The organism is Curtobacterium sp. L3-7, from assembly GCF_048756585.1.
Taxonomy (GTDB): Bacteria; Actinomycetota; Actinomycetes; order Actinomycetales; family Microbacteriaceae; genus Curtobacterium.
Genome location: NZ_CP151474.1, coordinates 3836919 through 3858217, shown reverse-complemented (window position 1 = coordinate 3858217; position 21299 = coordinate 3836919). Strand labels below are relative to the sequence as shown.

15 protein-coding genes are annotated in these 21299 nt (G+C 72.9%); 7 read left to right on the top strand and 8 right to left on the bottom strand.

Translation table 11 applies throughout. The features are described 5' to 3' along the window. Nucleotides 1-22: 22 nt before the first annotated feature. Genes atzF through AAEP80_RS18410 form a run of 5 tightly spaced genes read right to left on the bottom strand, consistent with a single transcriptional unit; the run spans nt 23 to nt 8572 of the window. Nucleotides 23-1747 (bottom strand): allophanate hydrolase, encoded by a 1725-nt coding sequence (gene atzF / locus AAEP80_RS18430; protein ID WP_420365465.1) that lies wholly within the window; start codon nt 1745-1747, stop codon nt 23-25. After that, complete coding sequence (gene uca, locus AAEP80_RS18425) at nt 1744-5412, bottom strand: urea carboxylase (RefSeq protein ID WP_420365464.1); 3669 nt, start codon at nt 5410-5412, stop codon at nt 1744-1746. Before uca ends, atzF begins: the two co-directional genes overlap by 4 nt. After that, the gene (locus tag AAEP80_RS18420) at nt 5409-6101 is read right to left on the bottom strand and encodes an urea amidolyase associated protein UAAP2 (RefSeq protein ID WP_420365463.1); all 693 of its coding nucleotides are present in this window, start codon (nt 6099-6101) and stop codon (nt 5409-5411) included. The genes uca and AAEP80_RS18420 overlap by 4 nt, the downstream gene beginning before the upstream one ends. Further along, entirely contained in the window at nt 6101-6940 is an 840-nt protein-coding gene (locus tag AAEP80_RS18415; RefSeq protein WP_420365462.1) for an urea amidolyase associated protein UAAP1, read from the bottom strand. Before AAEP80_RS18415 ends, AAEP80_RS18420 begins: the two co-directional genes overlap by 1 nt. Nucleotides 6941-6985: 45 nt before the next feature. Beyond that, nucleotides 6986-8572, bottom strand: coding sequence for an amino acid permease (locus AAEP80_RS18410; protein ID WP_420365461.1), 1587 nt, complete (start codon nt 8570-8572; stop codon nt 6986-6988). A 223-nt stretch (nt 8573-8795) separates the two neighbouring features. Here AAEP80_RS18410 and AAEP80_RS18405 point away from each other — a divergent pair, with 223 nt between their 5' ends. Next, the gene (locus AAEP80_RS18405) at nt 8796-9815 is read left to right on the top strand and encodes a hypothetical protein (protein ID WP_420365460.1); all 1020 of its coding nucleotides are present in this window, start codon (nt 8796-8798) and stop codon (nt 9813-9815) included. Nucleotides 9816-9844: 29 nt separating this feature from the next. Beyond that, nucleotides 9845-11299 (top strand): aldehyde dehydrogenase family protein, encoded by a 1455-nt coding sequence (locus tag AAEP80_RS18400; RefSeq protein WP_420365459.1) that lies wholly within the window; start codon nt 9845-9847, stop codon nt 11297-11299. Here the strand turns inward: AAEP80_RS18400 and AAEP80_RS18395 are convergent. Together AAEP80_RS18395 and AAEP80_RS18390 are read right to left on the bottom strand one after the other, a co-directional pair. After that, entirely contained in the window at nt 11286-12491 is a 1206-nt protein-coding gene (locus AAEP80_RS18395) for an MFS transporter (RefSeq protein WP_420365458.1), read from the bottom strand. The two genes, AAEP80_RS18400 and AAEP80_RS18395, sit on opposite strands and share 14 nt — an antisense overlap. After that, complete coding sequence (locus AAEP80_RS18390; protein WP_420365457.1) at nt 12488-12994, bottom strand: RidA family protein; 507 nt, start codon at nt 12992-12994, stop codon at nt 12488-12490. Before AAEP80_RS18390 ends, AAEP80_RS18395 begins: the two co-directional genes overlap by 4 nt. Before the next feature lie 99 nt (nt 12995-13093). Between AAEP80_RS18390 and AAEP80_RS18385 the strand changes: the two genes are divergently transcribed. The 5 genes from AAEP80_RS18385 (at nt 13094) to AAEP80_RS18365 (ending at nt 20485) form a co-directional block, all read left to right on the top strand. Next, nucleotides 13094-14335 carry an aminotransferase class V-fold PLP-dependent enzyme gene (locus tag AAEP80_RS18385; protein ID WP_420365456.1) on the top strand — a complete coding sequence of 414 codons (1242 nt, stop codon included), beginning with the start codon at nt 13094-13096 and terminating at the stop codon, nt 14333-14335. Continuing rightward, nucleotides 14332-15426 (top strand): FAD-dependent oxidoreductase, encoded by a 1095-nt coding sequence (locus tag AAEP80_RS18380; protein WP_420365455.1) that lies wholly within the window; start codon nt 14332-14334, stop codon nt 15424-15426. Before AAEP80_RS18385 ends, AAEP80_RS18380 begins: the two co-directional genes overlap by 4 nt. Continuing rightward, complete coding sequence (locus AAEP80_RS18375; RefSeq protein ID WP_420365454.1) at nt 15423-16964, top strand: gamma-glutamyltransferase; 1542 nt, start codon at nt 15423-15425, stop codon at nt 16962-16964. The genes AAEP80_RS18380 and AAEP80_RS18375 overlap by 4 nt, the downstream gene beginning before the upstream one ends. A 90-nt stretch (nt 16965-17054) precedes the next feature. Next, nucleotides 17055-19049: a primary-amine oxidase gene (locus AAEP80_RS18370; RefSeq protein ID WP_420365453.1), complete on the top strand. Its 1995-nt coding sequence runs from the start codon at nt 17055-17057 to the stop codon at nt 19047-19049. Next, complete coding sequence (locus tag AAEP80_RS18365) at nt 19049-20485, top strand: amidase (RefSeq protein ID WP_420365452.1); 1437 nt, start codon at nt 19049-19051, stop codon at nt 20483-20485. Before AAEP80_RS18370 ends, AAEP80_RS18365 begins: the two co-directional genes overlap by 1 nt. 30 nt (nt 20486-20515) lie before the next feature. Here AAEP80_RS18365 and AAEP80_RS18360 read toward each other — a convergent pair whose 3' ends face one another. Beyond that, nucleotides 20516-21247 (bottom strand): GntR family transcriptional regulator, encoded by a 732-nt coding sequence (locus tag AAEP80_RS18360; protein ID WP_420365451.1) that lies wholly within the window; start codon nt 21245-21247, stop codon nt 20516-20518. Nucleotides 21248-21299: the final 52 nt, after the last annotated feature.

Sequence of the window (21299 nt, the reverse complement as noted above, 5' to 3'; positions counted from 1 at the left end):
CCACCATCCTCACATCCGAGCGTCAAACGTGCTCCCGAGCAGCGTGCCGGTAGGCACGCCAGCCGCCGTGGTGCGTGATGTCCTCGGCGCCCTCGACGGCGTGCGCCTCGACGGTGAACCCGGTGACCGTGGTCCCGTCGTCGAGCGTCACCGAACCGATCGCCATCGGCGCGGGGAGCGCCGCGACGAAGGTCCCGAATCCGGCGGCAGGGAGCCGCCACACCTCACCGACGATCGGGCCGGGATCGGAGGCCGACGCCGCCGACGCGACCGGACCCGACCGGACCAGCCCCGGCTTGGGCGGCACCGTGTCGAGTGCGTACAGCCGGTAGTCGGAGGCGGTGCGTGCCTCCCGGACGAACGTGCCGCCCGCGGCGACGAGCTGCCCGTTCAGCGGCTGGTCCCGCAGGTGTGCGCCGACGACGAGCAGGTCGATCGTCGGCGCGGCGAAGGCCGCGGCCAGCGCGGCGAGGCGGCGGTCGCTGAACGCGGGCCCGGTGAGCATGACGCCGAACGGCAGCCCGTCGACGAAGCCGGCCGGTACCGCGAGCGACGCCATGTCGAGCAGGTTCGCGAAGTTCGTGTACCGCCCCATCCGGCTGTTCGCGCCGATCGGGTCGGCAGTGACCTCGTCCAGGGTCGGGTGCCACGTCGTGGTGGGGGTGAGGAGCGCGGTGGTGCCGTCGAGGGCCGCGCGACCGGCAGCGCCGAACGCGTCGAGCCGCTCCTGGTCGGCGAAGAGCTCCGCGGCGGTGGGGGCCGCTCCGCCGAGGACGATCGCGGCGACCGTCGGGTCGAGGTCGTCGCCGATCTCGTCGCGGTGCGCCTCGATGTGGGCGCCGACCGCCGCGTACCGCTCGGCGACGAACGCGCCGTCGTAGAGGAGCGTCGCGGCGTCGAGCAGCGGCGCGATGTCGACCTCGACGATCTCGTGGCCGAGGGCGCGGAACCGGTTCACCGCGCGCTCGAAGGCCTCGCTCCAGCCTGCCGCGAGCCCGTCGAGCTGCGACGGCAGCGGGACCGCGATGCGCGGCACGGCGGGAAGGACGACGAGGGAGCCGTCGGTCAGGGCGGCGTCCGTCCGGGCGAGCGGGTCGACGCCGTCGGGCCCGGCCATCAGCTCGGTGGCCGTCCGGGCGAGGTCGAGGGACCGGGCGAAGACCGTCACGCAGTCCTGCGACCGGCAGGCCGGGACCACACCGGTGTTCGGCACGAGCCCCTTGCTGGGCTTCACGCCGATGAGGTGGTTCAGCGCCGCCGGGACGCGTCCGGACCCGGCGGTGTCGGTGCCGAGTGCGAAGTCGACGATGCCCAGGGCGACGGCCGTCGCGCTGCCGCTCGAGGAACCTCCGGAGATGCGGGAGGCGTCCCAGGCGTTCCGGACGGCGCCGAAGGGGGAGCGGGTGCCGACCAGACCGGTGGCGAACTGGTCGAGGTTCGTCTTCCCGACGACGACCGCGCCCGCGGCACGGAGCCGGGCGACCGCGGTCGCGTCGGCCGTCGGCGTGTACGTGTACGACCGGGCGGCCGCGGTGGTGGGCAGCCCGGCGACGTCGATGTTGTCCTTCACCGCGAAGAGGAGCCCGGCGAGGGGCAGCGACCGGTCGACGGACTCGGCCTCCGCCAGGACGGCGGCGCGGTCGCGCAGCGTGATCCAGACCTCGGGTCGGTCCACGGCGTCGATCCGGTCGAAGGCGGCGTGGACGCGCTCCGCGGCCGTGCCGGGTTCGCCGACGACCCCGTTCACGCGGCACTCCCGATCGCTGCCAGGACCTGTCCTGGTGCGACCTGGTCGCCTGGCTTGATGTAGATCTCCAACACGTGTCCTTCCACGGGTGCGTGCACCATCGATTCCATCTTCATCGCCTCCACTGCCAGCAGCCGCTGTCCTTCGTCCACGCGGTCGCCCGGTCGGACGTCCACCTGCCACACGGTCGAGGTGAACGGCGCGGTCACCGCGGTCGCGCCGGCGGGCAGGACCACCTCGTCGGGTACGACCACGGCCGGTTCGTCGCGGACGTCGAACTCGCCCGAGGCCCGCCACCGGTCCTTCTCCTCGTCGAACGCCCGGGTCTGCTGCGCCCGGAAGTCCGCGATCGAGGCGGCGTTGTCGCTGAGGAACCGGTTGTACGACGCGATCGAGAACTCGCCGTCGACGGTCTCGAAGGCCCCCCGGCCGGCGTCGGTCTCGGCGCGCAGTTCGAGCAGCTCCTCCGCGCCGACCGGGTACCACTCGATGCGGTCGAAGAACCGCAGCGCCCACGGGTCCTCCTGGAACAGGCCGCCGCGGCGGAACCGGTTCCAGATCTGCACGGTGCGGCCGACGAACTGGTAGCCGCCCGGTCCTTCCATGCCGTAGATGCAGAGGTAGGCGCCGCCGATGCCGACCGAGTTCTCGGCCGTCCAGGTACGAGCCGGGTTGTACTTCGTCGTGACGAGGCGGTGCCGCGGGTCGAGTGGTGTGGCGACCGGTGCGCCGAGGTACACGTCGCCCAGGCCGAGCACGAGGTAGCTCGCATCGAACACGGTGCGGAAGACGTCGTCCACGCTGTCGAGGCCGTTGACCCGACGGATGAACTCGATGTTCCACGGCGTCCACGGGGCGTCGTCCCGGACACCGGCCATGTACCGCTCGATCGCGAGCCGGGTGGCCGGGTCGTCCCAGGACAGCGGCAGCTTGACGGTGCGCGACGGCACGACGAGCTGGTCGGTCGGCGGGATCTCGTCCTCGAGCTCGCGGAGGAGTCCGGCCATCGTGCTCGCCTTCAGCACCGAGGCGTCGGTGTGCACCTGCAGCGAGCGGATGCCGGGGGTGACGTCGAGGATCCCCGCCGGCGCCTCCTCCTGCAGCTTCGTCATGAGGGCGTGGACACGCATCCGCAGCGCGATGTCGAGGGTCATGTCGCCGTACTCGACGAGCACGTTGTCGTCGCCGTCACGCCGGTACGCGACGCCCGGTCGGGCGGGTGTCGCGTCCAGGCGCGCGATCACCCCGTCGTCGCCGTCACCTCCGGTGCGCGGCACCGACCTGGAGGCTCGGTTCGCCTCGAGCGCGGCGGCGTCGGCTTCGCGGACGGGGACGAACCGGACCGTGTCGCCCGGCCGGAGCTGGCCGAGCTTCCACAGGTCGCCGCTGGCGACCACCGCCGGACAGACGAAGCCGCCGAGCGAGGGCCCGTCCGGGCCGAGGATGATCGGGGTGTCGCCCGTGAAGTCGATCGCGCCGACCGCGTACGGGGTGTCGTGGATGTTCGAGGGGTGCAGGCCCGCCTCGCCGCCGTCGGTCCGCGCCCAGCCAGGCCGGGGCCCGATGAGCCGGATCCCGGTGCGGGCGGAGTTGTGGTGCACGGCGTAGTCGGTGGCGTAGAAGACGTCGAGGTCGGCGCGGGTGAAGAAGTCCGGCGCCGCGTGCGGCCCCTCGGTGACGGCGATCTCCCACGTGTCGGTGAGTGCGGTGCGTCGTTCGGCGGGAGTCGGGCCGCTGACCAGCCCGAGCCTCGTGCCGGCGGGGAAGGCGGGGTGCGGCGCGTCCGAGTCCGGTGACCCCGGTCGCAGGACGTCGCCGGCGAGCAGCGCCCGACCGGCGTGGCCGCCGAAGCCGCCGAGCGTGAACGTCGCGGCCGAGCCGAGGTACGTCGGGACGTCGAAGCCGCCGCGGACCGCCAGGTAGCTGCGGAGCCCGGGCCCCGTGGCCGTGCCGACCGTGAGGGTCTGCCCTGCGCCGACCTCGACCGGCTCCCAGAGCGACAGCGGCTCGCCGTCGAGGGCGGCTGGCACCGGAGCGCCGGTGAGGGCGATCACACCGGCGGTCGAGAAGCGCAGGGTCGGGCCGGTCGCCGTGATCTCCAGGGCTGGAGCGCCGTCCGGGTTGCCCACGGCACGGTTCGCCTCCGCGAACGACGCGGCGTCGAAGGGTCCGCTCGGTGGGACACCGACCTGCCAGTACCCGACCCGACCCGGGAGGTCCTGGATCGTCGTCATGGTGCCGGCCACCACGACGTCGATGCGCGGATCCGGATCGTCGGTCGCGTCGAGCGTCGAGGTGGAGTGCGTGGCGGTCCGCAGCTCGAGGTCGTCGGTCAGGGAGCGCAGGAGCCCGGCGTTCGTGACGATGCCGTCGACGCGGGTGTCGGCGAGGGCGTCCCGGAGGAGGTCGAGGGCGTCGTCCCTGGTCTCCCCGGTGGCGATCACCTTGGCGAGCATCGGGTCGTAGAACGCGGACACCTCGGAGCCCGTCTCGACCCAGCCGTCGACGCGGACGCCGGCGCGCTCGGGGAACATCGCCTGGGTGACGAGGCCGCTCGAGGGGAGTGATCCCTTCGCCGGGTCCTCGGCGTAGAGCCGGGCCTCGACGGCGTGCCCGATCGGGGTCCAGCTGCGCGTGAAGACATCGGGTTCGATGCCGGTGGCGCCGTCGCGGGCCAGGCGGAGCATGAGCTCGACGAGGTCGACGCCGAAGACCTCCTCGGTCACCGGGTGCTCGACCTGCAGCCGGGTGTTCACCTCGAGGAAGGACGCTTCTTCGCGGACCGGGTCGTAGACGAACTCGACGGTGCCGGCGCTGCGGTATCCGACGCTCTCGGCGAGCCGACGGGCGGACGTGTGCAGGGCCTCCCGGACGTGTCGGGGGAGTGCCGGGGCCGGGGCCTCCTCGATCACCTTCTGGTTGCGGCGCTGGAGCGAGCAGTCGCGGTCGCCGATCACGGCGACGCGGCCCTCGCCGTCGCCGAAGAGCTGGACCTCGACGTGGCGCGCCGGTCGGACGAGCCGCTCGAGGAAGATGCCGGCGGACCCGAACGCGGCGGAGGCGGTGCGCTCGACGCTCGCGTACGCCTGTCGGACCTCGTCGAGCGTCGCGCATGCCTGCATGCCGATGCCGCCGCCGCCCCCTGTGGCCTTGAGCATGACGGGCAGGCCGATGCGCTCGGCCTGGGCGACCGCTTCGTCGACGTCCGCGAGGAGGCCGGTCCCCGCGAGCATCGGCACCCCGGCCGCTGCGGCGAGCTCGCGGGCGGTGTGCTTCGCGCCGAACTGCACGATCTGGTCGGCCGTCGGGCCGACGAACCGGATGCCGGCGTCCTCGCACGCGCGGGCGAACGCGGTGTTCTCGGACAGGAAGCCGTACCCGGGGTGCACGAGACCGGCGCCGGTGTCCGTCGCGGCGCGCACCACGGCGTCGATGTCCAGGTACGAGTCGCGTGCGGGCGCCGGACCGAGGCGGACGGCGACGTCGGCCTCGCGGACGTGCGGTGCTGCACGGTCGGCGTCCGAGAAGACGGCGACGGTGCGCATGCCGAGTGCCTTCGCGGAGCGGATCACGCGACGGGCGATCTCACCACGGTTGGCGACGAGCACGGTGTTCGGATCACGTTCCACGGTGTCGCTCCCGGTGGGGTCGAGCGCGGCGGTCACGGCTGGACCACGATCATGCGGAGCGGGGTGCAGGAGAAGTCGTTGCACGGGTTGTTCATCTGCGGGCAGTTCGACACGATCACCAGGACGTCCCGCTCGGCGCGGACGGCGACCCGCTTGCCCGGGGCGCTCATGCCGTTGACGATGCCGAGTGCGCCGTCGGCCTCGACCGGCACGTTCATGAACCAGTTGAGGTTCGACACGATGTCCCGGACGCCGAGTCCGTGCCGCCCGGCCTCGGCGAGGAAGTTCTCGCGGCAGCCGTGCTGGTACTGGGTGTGGTGACCGTAGCGGAGCGTGTTCGACTCCTTCGAGCACGCGCCGCCGATGGTGTCCTGGCGGTCGATCTCGTTCGCGACGACGGTCATCAACGGACGGCCCTCGTTCGACATGAGCACGGTGCCGGTCCGGACGTAGGCGTTGCCCTGGGCCGCCAGCGTGTCGGGCACGCTGTAGCGCTCTTCGGGGTCGTGCGCGTCGTAGACCAGGCAGTCGGCGCTCTGGTTGCCGCCGACGTCGACGATGGTGAGCACCTCGCCCGCCCGCACCACGGCGGACCACGGCGCGAGCGGGGCGACCCGGTCGTCGCGGACCACGACCCCTGGTACGAGCGACTCGCCCCAGTCGAGCGGGACGTCGGGTGCGTGGACGGCCCCGACGGGGACCGTGGACGTGAGCGTGTCGGTCATCAGCAGCCTCGTGCTTCCGCGTGGTCGATCGAGTTCAGGTAGGCGCGGGTGAGTTCCGGCGACGCGCTGAAGCGGTCGTCGTCGGCCGTGGTCGGGGCGCCGCGCCAGGCGTGCACACGCAGGGGACCGACCGCGTACTCGGGGCTGGGGTCGATCGGGTGGGCGACGTTCGCGACGAGGACGAGCAGCGGCAGCTCGGCGACCAACGTGACGTGGTGCCCGGGGCCGGCCGACCCGGTGAACTCCATTGCGCCGTCCGGGTCGATGTGCACGCCCTGGAAGAACGAGACGCTCGGCGGCAGGTCCCGCTTCGTGAGCCCGTGCTTCGCCGCGGCCTTCGCGAAGAGCGATCGTCCGCTCGGCGTCGGTCCCTCTGGTGCAGCGCCGCCGTACTTGCGCTCGTTCCACGCGTCGGTGGATGTGCCGCAGAACGCGTCGTGGTGGCCGGACGTGTCCTCGACCACCGTCGCGAGTGCCCGGCCGTCGCCGCTGAGCAGGGGCGAACCCTGGCCGAGGTACGCCTGCCACGGGATCTTCTGGGTGTCGGCGACGTTCAACCGCTCCCACGGTTCGAGGGCGTTGAACACCAGCAGGTGGGCGCAGGCCGCACCGGTCGGGTCGTCGAACCGGATCCGGGACCCCCGGGTGAGCACCTTGTGGGTGTACCCGCCCGGGGCGACCGTCTCGGCCCAGACCAGGTCGGCCGGATCAACACCCTCTGGGGCGAACGGGGACGACGACGCGGGGAGGTACGGCATCCAGTCGGACGTGGCGCCGCCCTGGGCGCGGGCGTCCGAGCGCGAGGCGGTCACGCTGTCGGTCTGGTGCAGGTCACGCACGGTGGTTCCTTCCGGTGGTCCTGGCGGTCGAGGAGGACGACGGGGTCATGCCTCGACGGGGGTGGGGGCGGTGTGTGGGACCTCGGCGAGGGTGATCGGACCGTGCGCGCGGTGCCGCCACGACGACCATGCCCAGCCGACGAGCAGCACGGCGCCGATGAACAGCAGCGCGCTGTACTGCAGCCACCAGGAGTGGCCGGTCAGGTCGTAGATCTCCGGACGGGGCCAGATGAGGTTCACGGCCATGCCGATCTGGAACGCGACGGCCAGGGCGTTGAGCGGGATCCCCCAGCGGCCGAGGGTGAAGAGCGGCCTGCCGTCCTCGTCGACGCCCGTCGTCAGCCCCGTCCGGCGACGGCGGACGCGCTCGACGAGCAGAGGGCCGGTGACGCCGAGGTACGCCAGGTAGAGCATCGCGATGCACAGGCTGGAGAGCGCCGTGAAGATGGCCGACTGACCGATGTTCACGGCGAGGGCCAGGCCGGCGCCGACCCCCACGACGACCGAGGCGGCGATCGGGGTGCCGGTGCGGGGTGAGACGCGGGCGAGGGTGCGGTGGAAGGGCAGTGCCTTCTCGCGGGCCATCGAGTAGACCATCCGCGCCCCGGCGGTCTGCACCGCGAGCGTGCAGGCGAACACCGCGACCGCGACGGTGCAGAGCAGCAGGCGTCCTGGGACCTCGCCGAGCGCGGACGTGATCACCCACGCCAGGCCCTCGGTCGCGAGCCTGCCGTCGGTCAGGCTCGGGGCGGCGACGAGGGCGCCGATGATGAGCAGCCCGCCGCCGAGGCCGGAGACGGTGAGCGCGCGGACGATCGTCTTCGGGGTGGTCCGCCGCGGGTTGTGCGTCTCCTCGGCGAGCTCACCCGCGGAGTCGAATCCGACCATCACGTACGCGGCCATCAGGGACGACGCCAGGAACGCCCAGACGTACGGCTCGGTGCTCGTCGACCCCGTGGTCGAGAACACCACCGCGGCCGAACGGTGCGGCAGCAGGAACAGGGCGGCGATCAGGACGACGACGCCGACGATCTCGACGAGGACGCCGAAGCTGGTCACGCGGGCCATGAACCGGACGCTCACGATGTTGACCACCGTCGTCACGGCGAGCATCACCAGTCCGAGGACCACCGCGTTCGCGGCGCCCGTCGGTGAGGCGACGGAGGGATCTGCACCGGGCCCGCCGACGAGCTGGAAGCCGGCCCAGATCGTCGGCAGGACCGCCTGGACGGCGATCGCCGCGACCGCGACGGTGAGGATCTGCCCGATGATCATCGTCCAGCCGGTGAACCAGCCGAACCGGGGCCCGGCGAGCCGGCTCGACCACTGGAAGATCGCACCGGAGATCGGCCAGCGCGCGGCGAGCTGCGCGAAGTTCAGCGCCACGAGGAGCTGGCCCCCGAAGACCAGCGGCCACGCCCAGAAGAACGCCGCGCCGCCGAGTCCGAAGCCGAGACCGAAGAGCTGGAACACGGTGGTGAGGATGGAGACGAAGGAGAAGCCGGCAGCGAACGACGAGAAGGACCCGACCCCGCGGTGGAGTTCCTGCTCGTAGCCGAGACGGGCGAGCCCCTGGGCGTCGACCTCGGATGTGGCGCGGGGTGCGTGGAGCGGTGCTTCGGGAGAGCGCATGGCTGCAGACCTTTCGCGGAGTACCTGTCGGGTGACAGGTAGTGCGACCAGTGTCGTGCGGGGCTGTGTCGCCGTCGTTGCCCGCCTGTTTCGTGCTCGTGTCGGGAGGTGTCCGCGTGTAAACGTTCGGGGTCGGCATCACTGATCGGTGACACCGTCGGACAAGAAGGATCCAAACCGATGTAGATTGGATCCGTCAAGTCCACCGCGACGAAAGGTCTCCGTGATCCAGACCGTCCTCGGCGCCGTCGCCGCGTCCGGGATCGGCACCGTCTCGATGCACGAGCACCTCCTCACCGACGCGAGCGCCCTCCAGCGCCCTGGAGTCGAGGCCCTCGAGCCGAGCCTGGCCGTGACCGCCGACCTCGCCTCGGCCCTGCGCTGGAGCCAGCTCGCCCTCGCCGACAACCTCCGGCTCGACGACCTCGACCTGCTCGCCGACGAACTCCGCATCGCCGGAGCCGCTGGCCTCGGGCTCGCGGTCGACCTGAGTTCGCTCGGCTTCGGTCCGGACCACCCCAGGCTCCCCGAGCTCGCCAGGTCCGCCGGTGTGGGCATCGTCGCCGGCTACGGTGCCTACCTGCCGCGGCTGCTGCCCAGCTGGTACCTCGAGCTGGACACGGACGGTCGACAACGACTCTTCGAACGGGCACTGACCGAAGCGGTACCCGGTGCGGCCTACCGCGCGGGCATCCTCGGACTGATGGGCACGACCACCGCGTTCGGCACGCCCGACGGAGTCGAGGAGCGGACGAGCCTGACGGCAGCGGCCCGGGCGGCGGTGACCACCGGCGCGTCCGTGGTGGTCCGGCTCGCCGCCGACGCTCGGAACGGCCTCGAGGTACTGGAGCACGTCGTCGCCGAGGGCGTCGACCCGACGCGCGTGGTGTTCTCCACCGTCGACGAGTTCCTCGACCTGCCCTACCTGCGCGACCTCGGGCAGGCCGGAGCCGTCCTCGAACTCTGCTTCGGCAACGAGGGCTCGCACGTCGGCCGGATCCGGAACGCGAGCGACCCGCAGCGCCTCGACGCCTTCCTCGCCCTGCGCGAGAGCGCGCCGGACACCCGATGGGTGTTCGGTCACGCGACGTGGACCAAGGGACAACTCCGCCGCCACGGTGGGCACGGCCTCGACCACCTGACCGCCCGCGTCGTGCCGGGGCTCCGCGCCCTCGGCGTCCCCGACGACGTCCTCACCCGCATCACGGTCGACGAGCCCGCACGCCTGCTCGACCGCCCATGACCCCGCACCGCCCACACGGAGGATCCGCCTTGAGAGACACGCTCGCACCCCTCGCCCCGCTCGAGCCGTTCCTGGTCGACGGCAGCTGGACCGCCCCCGACGGTGCCGAACTCCTCGACGTGTTCGACCCGGCGACCGAGGTCCTGCTCACCCGTGTGCCGCAGGCCGGTCCTGCCGAGATCGACGCGGCCGTCGCCGCCGCTCGCCGAGCGCACGAGGACCGCAGGTGGAGTGGGATGAGCCCGCACGACCGCAGCCGGATCCTGGGCCGCGTCGCCGACCTCATCGAGGAGCGGCTCGAGGAGCTCGCGGTGCTCGAGACGCGCGACAACGGCAAGCCGATCGAGCGCTCCCGTGCCGACACCGCGACCTCGGCTCGGGTCTTCCGCTACTACGCCGGTGCCCCGTCCCGCCTGACCGGCACCGTGGTGCCGGTCGACGGCGGCCAGCACCACGTCTACACCACGCTCGAGCCGGTCGGCGTCGCGGCGCTCATCCTGCCCTGGAACTTCCCGATCATGACCGGCGCGTTCAAGCTCGCGCCGGCGCTCGCCGCCGGCTGCACGGTCGTCGTGAAGCCCGCCGAGCAGACGCCGCTCACGATGCTCCGCATCGCGGCGATCTGCGAGGAGGCCGGTGTCCCTGCCGGCGTCGTCAACGTGCTGACGGGTGACGGCCGGGTCGGCGCTGCGCTCACCGCGCATCCCGGGGTCGACAAGGTGTCGTTCACCGGCAGCACCGAGGTCGGTCGGAAGGTGATGACCGCCGCGAGTGCCGACTTCAAGCGCCTGACGCTCGAGCTCGGTGGCAAGAGCCCGAACATCGTCTTCGAGGACGCCGACCTCGACGCGGTCGTGGTCACCGCGATGCGTGCGTCGTTCGGCCACTCGGGTCAGATGTGCACCGCCGGCAGTCGCCTGCTCGTCCAGCGGTCGGTCCTCGACGAGGTCACCGAGCGCCTCGTCGCCGCGGTCCGGAAGGTACCGGTCGGCGACGGTCTCGACGGGGGGATCACCGTCGGACCGCTCGTGTCCGAGGAGCAGCGGCAGCAGGTCCTCGGGTACATCGAGCAGGGGAAGGCCGAGGGTGCCACGGTCGCGGTCGGCGGCGGCGTCCCGGAGCGCCCCGGGTACTACGTCGAGCCCACGCTCTTCACCGGTGTCTCGAACACGATGACCATCGCGCGCGAGGAGATCTTCGGACCCGTCGTCGGGGTCATCCCGTTCGACGACGAGGACGAGGCGATCGCCATCGCGAACGACCAGACCTACGGCCTCGCGGCCGGTGTCTGGACGAAGGACCTCGCGCGGGCGCACCGGATGGGACAGCGACTGCACGCGGGGACGGTGTGGGTGAACACCTACAACCTGTTCGACCCGGCGCTGTCGTTCGGTGGCGTCGGCGAGTCCGGTCTCGGCCGGGACCTCGGCGAGGAGGCGCTCCGGGCGTTCTGCGAGTCGAAGAGCGTCGTCATCGCCCTCTGAGATCGCGGGCGGCTCGGCGGTCGCCGTCGTGCCGCCCCAGCGCCGGCACCGCCGCGAGCTGCAGCGCCGCGAGTGCGACGAGCGCCCATCCGGACCCGATCGCCGAGACGAGCACGCCGCCGAGCAGTGACCCGACGGCGTAGCCCGCGCTCGTGACCGCGGAGAAGACGCCGACGCCCGTGGCCCTGGTGTGCTCGTCGAGCGTCGTCGTGGCGAGGACGGTCAGCGTCGGGAACAGCGGCGAGTACCCGACGCCGACGAGCACGGCACCCGCTGCGGCGGTCGGGAAATCGTGCGCGACAGCGAGCACGACGAGGCCGGTGGCGAGGACGATCATCGCGACGCGGGCGGTCCGGACGGGCCCCACTCGGTCGGGCAGGCCGCCGAGGAGCAGACGCACGCCGACGACGCTCGCGGCGAAGACCGTGAAGACGTTCGCGGCGCCGGTCAGTCCCTGCGCGCCGACGCCCTGTCCGACGAGGTGCTGGATGAGGAACGCGATCATGAACCCCTCGGCGGCCCACGCGGCCAACCCGGCTGGTCCCGGGCGCACCACTGCGCGGAGCGCGACGGCGAGACCGGCGCCGACCGGGCGCGGTGACCTTCGGCGTGCGGGTACGGAGCCGCCGCGTGCGACGAGCGCCACGACGAGACCCGCCAACTGGATGCCGACGGCGACGATCCAGACCGTACGGTGTCCGGCCGTCTGGTAGAGGTTCTCGCCGAGCACGGGGCCGAGGGCCAGTCCGACCCACACCGCGAGGCCGAACAGCCCGAGGGCACGCCCACGCTGGGCCACCGGGATCTCTGCGACGACCCAGGCGGTGAGGGCGGTCGCGGTGGCGGCGTTGCCGGCACCGAACACGACGCGGCTGACGGCGAGCCCGGGGATGCTGAGCGCCGCGAGGGCGACGGCGAGGCCGGCGGCGGCGAGCAGCCCGGCGACGACCAGCACGCGCCGCGGGCCGACCCGGTCGCTCAGGACCCCGGCCACCGGCATCGCGCCGATCGCGACGAAGCCGGCGAGCGAGACGAGCAGGCCACCGACCGCTGGGTCCGTCCCGAGCTGGTCGGCGGCGATCCGCGGCACGACCGGGGCGCTCGCGCCGTTCACGACGTACCCGGCCGTCGAGGCCAGGACGAGCAGCCAGAACGCGGTGCCGCGGGTCCCCGCCTCGGCGAGCGACCTCACGCGGTGGTGCTGCCCGGACGGCACTCCAGGCTCAGCCACAGCTCGAAGCACGCGCTCCGGGACAGGGCGGTGGCGCCGATGGACGCGCGGCCCATCCTGCCGACGTCCGGACCGAAGACCTCGAAGAGCAGGTCGCTCGCCGCGTTCGACACCTGGTTGAGCTGTTCGAATCCGGGCGGGCAGAGCACGAAGCACAGCCCACGGGAGAGCGCGGCGACCTCGTCGAGCGACCCGAGTGCGTACCGGATCATCCCGAGGGCGTTCACCGCCGTGTACCGCGCGGCCTCCTGCGCTTGTCCGAGGGTGATGTCGACGCCGACGGCACCGGGGTGCAGCATCGTGCCGTCCCGCGACTCGGGCGTCATGCCGCTGAGCTCCAGCAGGTCGCCGGTCCGGTGGAACGCGCGGAGCGAACTGCCGTACCGCCCGCCGTACGGCGGGTTCGCGTAGTCCGGGATGGCGAGACCGAGTTCCTGTGCGCGCGCTTCAGCAGAGTGCTCCATACCGCCACAGTATCCGGCGGTGGTGGTAATGGATACAACCTGTTTATGATGGGATACATTCAGCGTCCGGGGGTGACGCCAAGAGGGAGGACCCGCCACATGACGATCGGTCTGCAGGACGGCACGCGCGCCGACCCGGCAACGAGGGTGATCGACGTGGCCGCCGAGCGGTCACGCACCGCCGGCACCGCGGGTCGCCACTACTTCAACGCGGCAGGTGCCGGCCTGGTCAGCGACGGCGTCCTGGAGGCAGTGGTCGCCCACCTGCGTCGCGAACAGCGGGTGGGCGGCTACGAAGCGGCGAACGAGGCCGCCGACGACGTCGCCGCGGTGTACACGTCGGCCGCGGCGTTGCTCGGAGCGCGAGCGGACGAGATCGCGCTCTTCGACAGCGCGACGAGCGGACTCCGCGGCGTCTTCGACGCGCTCCGGCTCGGGGCCGGCGACACCGTCATCGCACCACGGTCGAGCTACGTGAGCCAAGCGCTCCGGCTGCTCGCCATGCAACGGCACGACGACGTCCGACTCGTGGTCGTCCCGAACGACGCCAGCGGTGCGATGGACCTCGAGGTGCTCGAACGCGCCGTCGCCGGGGCGTCCGGCCGGGTCGTGGTGAGTGCCGTGCACGTGCCCACGTCCTCCGGTCTCGTCGAGCCCATCGCCGAGGTGTCCGCCATCGCCCGCCGTCACGGTGCCTGGACGGTCGTCGACGCCACGCAGTCTGTCGGGCAGATCGACATCGACGTCACGGCCGTCGACTGCGACGCCCTCGTCACCACCGGCCGCAAGTTCCTGCGCGGGCCGCGGGGGACCGGACTGGCCTACCTGCGCCGCGGAACGCTCGAGGGGCTCGGCGCATGGGCCCCCGATGTCCGCGGCGCGGTCTGGACCGGCGAAGATGAGTGGACGATGGACGGCACCGCGCGACAGCTCGAGACCTGGGAGTGCTCCGTCGCGTCGCGGCTCGGGCTGGGTGTGGCGCTCCGGGAAGCGCTCGACAGGGGCCCCGCGGCCACCGAGGCCCATCTCGTCGCGCTCGGCTCCCGGATCCGGGCGGCGCTCGCCGAGATCGACGGCGTCACCGTCGCGGACCCGCCGGCGTCCCCGTCCGCGATCGTCACCTTCACGGTGGACGGCCTCGTGGGCAAGGAGGTGTCCACCAGGCTCCGGACGCGGCGCATCGACTCGATCGCGGTCCCGGCGAGCCACGCCCAGTGGGACCTCGGCACGCGCGGGCTGCCGAGCGTCGTGCGGGTCTCCCCGCACGTCTACAACGACGACGAGGACGTCAGGGTGCTGCTCGACGGCGTGGCCGAGGTCGCCACGGAGGCCCGTTCGTGACCCCGGTGCGCGACGTCGTCGTCCTCGGACTCGGCATCCACGGGTCCGCCACCACGTACGAGCTCGCGCGCCGCGGCCTCGACGTCGTCGCCGTCGACCGGTTCGCGCCCGGGCACGCGCGCGGCTCCTCGCACGGCGCGACCCGCATGGTCCGCCGCGCCTACCCGAGCCCGGTGTGGAACACCCTCGTGGACCGCGCGTACCGCGGCTGGGACCGCTGGGCGGCCGCAGCCGGCGCACCCTTCCTGCACACGACGGGCGGACTGTACGCCCACCGGGGCGAGCCGACGCTGCAGGGTGGGTCGAGCCTCCCGGTCGACCGTGCCGACTGGTCGACGCTGGCGCCCTCGCTGCGCCCGCCCGAGGCGTACGGCGCCGTCCACGACCCGGGCGCCGGCGTGCTCGAAGCCGCACGGGCCCTCGCCTTCGCGCAGTCGGCCGCGTCGGCGGCCGGCGCCGAGCTCCGCCACGGTGAGACCGTGCAGGACTGGCGTGTCGACGACGGCGTCGTGACGGTCCGGACCGACGCGGGAGAGCTCCGCGCCCGCCGTCTCGTGCTCGCGGGCGGTGCCTGGGCGTCACGGCTGATCCCCGCCGCCGCCGGGTTCTTCGAGGTCTGGCGCATCCTGACCCTCACCGTGCCGACCGGACAGGTGCTCGCGCAGCCACCTGCCCTCGGCTGCTTCTCCGTCGACCTGCCGGAGGGCCTCGTCTTCGGCCTGCCCGAGGCCGCCGGATCCGGCGCGAAGATCGGCATCGACGCCGGCCCCGTCTGGGACCCGGAGGTCCCGGTCGCCCCGCCGACCCGTGACGAGATCGCACACCTCGCCGACTTGTTCCAGCGCTTCGTCCCAGGGATCACGACCGACGGTGGCGACGCCGTCGCCTGCCTGTACACGATGACGCCGGACAAGCGCTTCGTCGTCGGTGCGCTCCCGGACCACCCCGAGGTGCTCGTCGCGGCCGCGTGCTCGGGGCACGGCTTCAAGTTCGGCCCGGCCGTCGGCGAGGCGCTCGCCGACCTCGTCCAGGGCGTCGCACGCCCCGACCTCGAGTTCCTCAGCCCGGCCCGGATGGTGACCACAGCATGACCGACCCCGCCACAACGTCCGCTCGACGGATCGCCGTCGCCGCGCCGCACCCCGCCGCGCTCGACGCGGCTGCCGAGGCCGTCGCAGCCGGCGGTGACGCCGTCGACGCAGCCCTCGCGGCAGCGGCGGCACTGACCGTCGTCTACCCGCACCAGTGCAGCATCGGCGGCGACCTCGTCGCACTCGTCCGGCGTCCGGGGCAACCCGTCACCGCCGTCGTCTCGGCGGGCGCGGCACCCGCCGGGATCGACGTCGCGGCGCTGGCGCGCGAGGAGCGCATGCCGCGGCAGGGTGCGCAGACCGTGACGGTGCCCGGTGTGGTGGCCGGTTGGCGTGCCATCGACGCGCTCGGCGGCCGGCTCGGGCTCGCCGCACCGTTGACCCACGCCGCGCGACTCGCGTCGGACGGCGTCCCCGTGTCCGCCGGGCTCGCCAGGACCATCGACGTCCGGAGCGCAGAGCTGCACGCCGACCCCGGGATGGTGGGGGTGTTCGGCGACGGCGACGGCGGACTGCTGGGCGAGGGCGACCCGCTCGTGCAACCCGCACTCGCAGCGACCCTGACCGAGCTCGCCGAGGACCCCGGCGCGATGTACTCCGGCCGGATCCCCGCATCGATCGCCGCGCGCCTCCGGGAACTCGGCGGCGCCCACACCGCGGACGACTTCACCGCGCACCGTGCCGAGACCGTCGCCCCGCAGGAGTCCACGGTCGGCGGGGTGCGGTGGTGGGTCGCCCCGCCGCCGACGCAGGGCGTCGTGCTGCTCGGCATCCTGCCCGAGGCACTCGCTGCCGACGCGCCGGACCGCACCGCGGAGCTCGTCGACGCGGTGCACCGCGCCGCGCTCGTCCGGCAGGCCGAGCTCGGCGACCCGCGCGGGGGTGCCGTCGATGTCGGCGCGATGCTGGCCCCCCGCGGTCCCGGTCGTGTGGGAGCGCTGCCCCGGGCCGGACGGGCGCTCGGCGACACCGTGGCCGTCACCGCCGCGGACGACGACGGCACGGTCGTCACGCTGATCCAGAGCGTCTACCAGCTGTTCGGCTCCGGGATCCTGGACCCGGGCACGGGGATCGTGCTGCACAACCGCGGGTCGGCGTTCAGCACGGACCCCGCGCACCCTGGTCACATCGGCCCGGGACTCCGGCCGCCGCACACGCTGCTGCCCGTCATCGCCGAGACCGACGACCTCGTGCTCGGTCTCGGTTGCCAGGGCGGGAGCGCCCAGCCGTGGATCCTGGCGCAGGTCGCCCGTGACCTCATCGGCCCGGACGCCGACCCCGCCGAGGTGCTCGGTCGACCGCGCTTCGTCGTCGGTGCCCGCGACCTCGGGCACGAGGCGATGACGCTCGTCGCCGAACCGGGGTCCGACGACGCCGTGGCCGCGGCGAGCCTGCTCGGACTGCCCGTGGCCCGGACCGACGGGCCCGTCGACGAAGCCGGGCACGTCCAGACCGTGCGCCTGCACGCCGACGGTCGGCTCGACGCCGCGAGTGACCCCCGCGCCGATGGTCGCGCCGTCGTCCTCGACGCCCCCTGACCGTCACCCGCCCCCGATCTCCCACGCCCCCTGACCGTCACCCGCCCCCGATCTCCCACGCCCCACGCCTCACCCGTCAGAAGGAACGCCATGAGCAGCACCGTCCACGTCCTCGACCCGCTGACCTCCGCCGAGATCGCCTCCTTCGTCCAGGCCGTCCGCGACTCCGGCCGGATCGGCGCCCGTCCGCGGTTCTGGGGGATCGCCCTCGACGAGGAGAAGGCGCGCGGCTCGGTGGCCGGCGGTGCGCGTCCGGTCCGGCTCGTCGTGATGGACCCGGACGCGCACGCCGCGTGGGAGGTCAGGGGGTGGACCGCCGGCCCGGACTCGCCCGCCATCGTGGAGCTGTGGACGGACGTCGACCACCGTCGCCCCGGCGTCTCGAGCGACGAGGCGCGGCTCATCGCGCAGGCCGCCCGGAACTCCCCGCTCATCGTCGAGGCGCTCGCGAAGCGCGGCATCACGGACACCTCGCTCGTCTGGGTCGACCCGGAGTCGATCACGGGCTTCGTCCCGGAGGACCTCGCCGACCGCCGGCTCAGCTGGGGCACCGTCTGGTACCGCGAGTTCCCCGAGGACAACGGCTACGCCCGGCCGGTCGCCGGGCTCGTGCCGATCCTCGACCTGGACACGCTCGAGGTCGTCCGCATCGAGGACCACGGTGTCGTCCCGATGGCGAGTGAGACCGGCGTCTACACGTCGGGCACGTGGGGCCCCGACCGCGAGGTCTCCGCGCTCGACATCGTGCAGCCGGGCGGCCCCGGCTTCGCCATCGAGGGCCACGAGGTCCGCTGGCAGAACTGGACCTTCCGCGTCGGGTTCTCGCATCGCGAGGGTCTCGTCCTGCACGACCTGACCTACCGCGACGGCGAGGCCGAGCGCTCGGTACTGCGTCGCGCCGCCGTGAACGAGATGTACGTGCCGTACCTCGACAGCGACCCGACGGCGTACCGCAAGAACTTCTTCGACTGGGGCGAGTACGGCGCAGGTCCCCTCACCGCGAGCCTCGAGCTCGGGTGCGACTGCCTCGGCGAGATCCGCTACTTCGACGTCGACTTCCTGGACGGCCACGGTGAACCGCAGACCATCGTGAACGGGATCTGCCTGCACGAGGAGGACGACTCGATCCTCTGGAAGCACGTCAACACCCGGACCGGCAGCGCCGAGGTCCGCCGCAGTCGGCGGCTCGTCATCTCGAGCTTCGCGACCGTGGCGAACTACGACTACGGCTTCTACTGGTCGCTGTACCAGGACGGCTCGATCGAGCTCGAGGTCAAGCTCACCGGCATCATGTCCGTGTCCGGGATCGCCGACGGGGAGCAGCCGCGGTCCGGCCGGATGGTCGCCCCGAACGTGCAGGCCCCGACCCACCAGCACTACTTCGCCGTGCGGCTGGACACCGCCGTGGACGGCCCGCTGAACCGGCTCGTCGAGGTGCACGCCGAGCCGGAGCCGGACGAGGCACTGAACCCCTACGGCAACGCCTGCATCGCCGTCGAGACGCCCATCGCGTCCGAGTCCTCCGCCGCCCGCACCACAGACCCCGCACGTGCCCTGCACTGGCGGATCGAGAGCGAGTCGGCGCAGAACCGCTTCGGCGAGGCGACCGCGTACCGCCTGGCGATCAAGGACACCGCGCAGCTGCACGCCCGGCCGGGCAGCATCGTCGAGCGGAAGGCGCCGTTCGTCGCCAAGCACCTGTGGGCGAGCGCGTTCGACGCCGAGGAACGCTTCATCGCCGGTGAGTACCCCAACCAGGGCGAACTCGGGGACGACGGCGTGCACGTCTGGCAGCGGGCGGACCGCTCGTTGGAGGACGAGCGTCTGGTGCTCTGGCCGGTCCTCGGTGTGCACCACTTCCCGCGCCCGGAGCAGTGGCCGATCATGCCGGTCGACCGGATCGGGTTCCGGCTCGAACCGGACGGCTTCTTCGACCGGAACCCCTCGCTCGACGTCCCGCCGTCCGCGACCGACCACTGCGCCCCGGGCGCAGGCCACGGCCACGGCCACGGCCACGACACCCACGCCGCGCACGACGGGCACGTCCCCGCCGAGCAGCAGCACGACCACGAGGGTGGCCGCTGATGACGCACCGCGACGACGCCCCCGACCACCTCGCCGACTGGTCCGCCGTCCGCCTGGCCGACGCCGTCGCGGCCAGGGAGGTGTCGGCGGTGGAGGTGATGCGCGCCCACCTGGACCGGATCGAGGAACGCAACCCGCGCCTCCAGGCCGTCGTCTCCCAGCAGCCGGACTCGGTCTCGCTCGCCGCGGCCGAGGCAGCCGACCGCCGCACCGCCGAAGCCCGCGCCGCCGGCGAGCCGCTCCCGCCGCTGCACGGCCTGCCCACTGCGGTGAAGGACCTGATGGACGTCGCCGGGTTCCCGACCACGAACGGGTCGGCCGCGTTCGCGGGCGCGCGCCCCGCACAGCACGACAGCGTGCTCGCGACCCTGCTCCGTGACGCCGGTGCGATCATCGTCGGCAAGACGAACACCCCGGAGATGGGGCAGGGCGTCCTGACGTTCAACCCCGTCTTCGGCACGACGGTCAACCCGTGGGATCCGTCGCGGCACGCGGGCGGGTCGAGCGGTGGCGCCGGCGCTGCGCTCGCCGCGCGCATGCTGCCGATCGCCGACGGCTCGGACAGTGGCGGGAGCCTGCGCTACCCGGCCGCGTTCTGCAACGTCGTCGGCGTCCGTCCGAGCCCCGGCCGGGTACCGAGCGGCCGGACCGGCAACGCGTGGACGCCGCACGGTGTGACCGGGCCGATGGCCCGCGACTCCGCCGACGCGGCGCGCTTCCTCCAGGCACTCGCGGTCGAGAAGACCGTCTGGCCGATGTCCGCGATGCCCGTGCACCCCGTTCGGCCCGTCCAGGTCGACGGCCTGCGGATCGCGTGGAGCGACGATGCCGGCGGCCTGCCCATCGATCCCGCCGTGCGGGCCGTGCACCGCGCGTTCGCCGAACAGCTCGCCGGGCTCGGTGCCGTCGTCGAGGCGGACGAGCCCGACTTCACGGGCGCGGACGAAGCGTGGGAGACCATCGAGACGTTCGAGTTCTTCCTCGGCGGTCGGCACGCGGTCGACGCCGGTGCGCATGGATTCCGGCCCGACTACGTCCGGAACGTCGAACAGGGTCGGGCGATGACGGCGACCCAGCTCGCGGACGCGTACGAGCGACGGACACGCATGTACCGGGACACTGCGGCGGTCCTCGACCGGCACGACGTCCTGGTGCTGCCGGCCACGCCGGTCGCTGCGCCGCCGGCCGACGTCGAGTGGGTCGACGAGGTCGACGGGCACCGGTTCGAGCGGTACTTCACCTGGCAGATGCTCGCCAACCGGCTGACGCTCGCGGCGCACCCGGTGGTGGTCACGTCGGCGGGCTTCACGGCCGAGGGATTGCCCGTGGGCGTGCAGGTGGTCGGCCGGTACGGGCGCGAGGAGCAGCTGCTCGCGGTCACGCGCGCCATCGAGGAGGCGACCGGCTGGATCCGGCGGGTGCCGACCTTCCGGTAGACCGGAGGCTGCGTCAGCCCGGAGGCTGCGTCAGCCCGTGAAGACCGTGGAGGAGCGGCGCTCGTACCAGTGCGCCAGGTGCTCACCCGCGCGCAGGACGTGCTCGCGCATGAGGCCGGCGGCGCGGTCGTGGTCCCCGGCGACGAACGCCTCGACGATCTCCTCGTGCTCCCGGAAGTTCTCCTCGCGGTGGCGGGAGTTCTCACGGAGCACGAGTCCGGAGACGTTGCGAGGGAACGCGTCGTTGATCTCGACGAGCATGCGCGTCAGCCGGGTGTTCCCCGACGCGCCGTAGATCAGCCCGTGGAACTGGTCGTTGTCGACGCCTTCGCGCTGCTTCGGCTGCTCGCCCGCGGCCGCGCCCGCGGTCGCGCCTTCGGTCGCGCCTTCGGCGGCGGCGAGCGATCGCTCGTACATCGCCTGGTTCACCGAGCGGAGCTGGCCGATGGTGGCGTCGTCGAGCCGGTCGACGGCGCGACGGGCCGCGAGCGACTCGAGCTCGGCGCGGACCTCGTAGGCCTCGCGGACCTCCCACGGCACGGGGACGCGGACGACGGCACCACGATTCGGGACGACCTCGATGAGCCCGCCGGTCTGCAGCTGCCGGAGCGCCTCGCGCACCGGAGTCCGGCTGATGCCGAACTGGGCGGCGAGATCAGCCTGTCGGAGCGGTGCGCCGATCGGGATCTCGCCGGACATGATCTTGGCGCGGATGCGAGCAGCGAGGTCGTCGACGAGTGCGTTGCCGTCGGTTGTTGTCACGTCGTGGTCTCCCTCGGTGCGTCGTCGCGGCGGGCGCCGCTGGCGGCGGGCG

Bases quoted from the DNA above. Each gene is read 5' to 3' on its own strand.
- AAEP80_RS18420 (WP_420365463.1), bottom strand. From the start codon at position 6,101: ATGACCGACACGCTCACGTCCACGGTCCCCGTCGGGGCCGTCCACGCA.
- AAEP80_RS18410 (WP_420365461.1), bottom strand. From the start codon at position 8,572: ATGCGCTCTCCCGAAGCACCGCTCCACGCACCCCGCGCCACATCCGAG.
- AAEP80_RS18390 (WP_420365457.1), bottom strand. From the start codon at position 12,994: ATGGAGCACTCTGCTGAAGCGCGCGCACAGGAACTCGGTCTCGCCATC.
- AAEP80_RS18385 (WP_420365456.1), top strand. From the start codon at position 13,094: ATGACGATCGGTCTGCAGGACGGCACGCGCGCCGACCCGGCAACGAGG.
- AAEP80_RS18375 (WP_420365454.1), top strand. From the start codon at position 15,423: ATGACCGACCCCGCCACAACGTCCGCTCGACGGATCGCCGTCGCCGCG.
- AAEP80_RS18370 (WP_420365453.1), top strand. From the start codon at position 17,055: ATGAGCAGCACCGTCCACGTCCTCGACCCGCTGACCTCCGCCGAGATC.
- AAEP80_RS18365 (WP_420365452.1), top strand. From the start codon at position 19,049: ATGACGCACCGCGACGACGCCCCCGACCACCTCGCCGACTGGTCCGCC.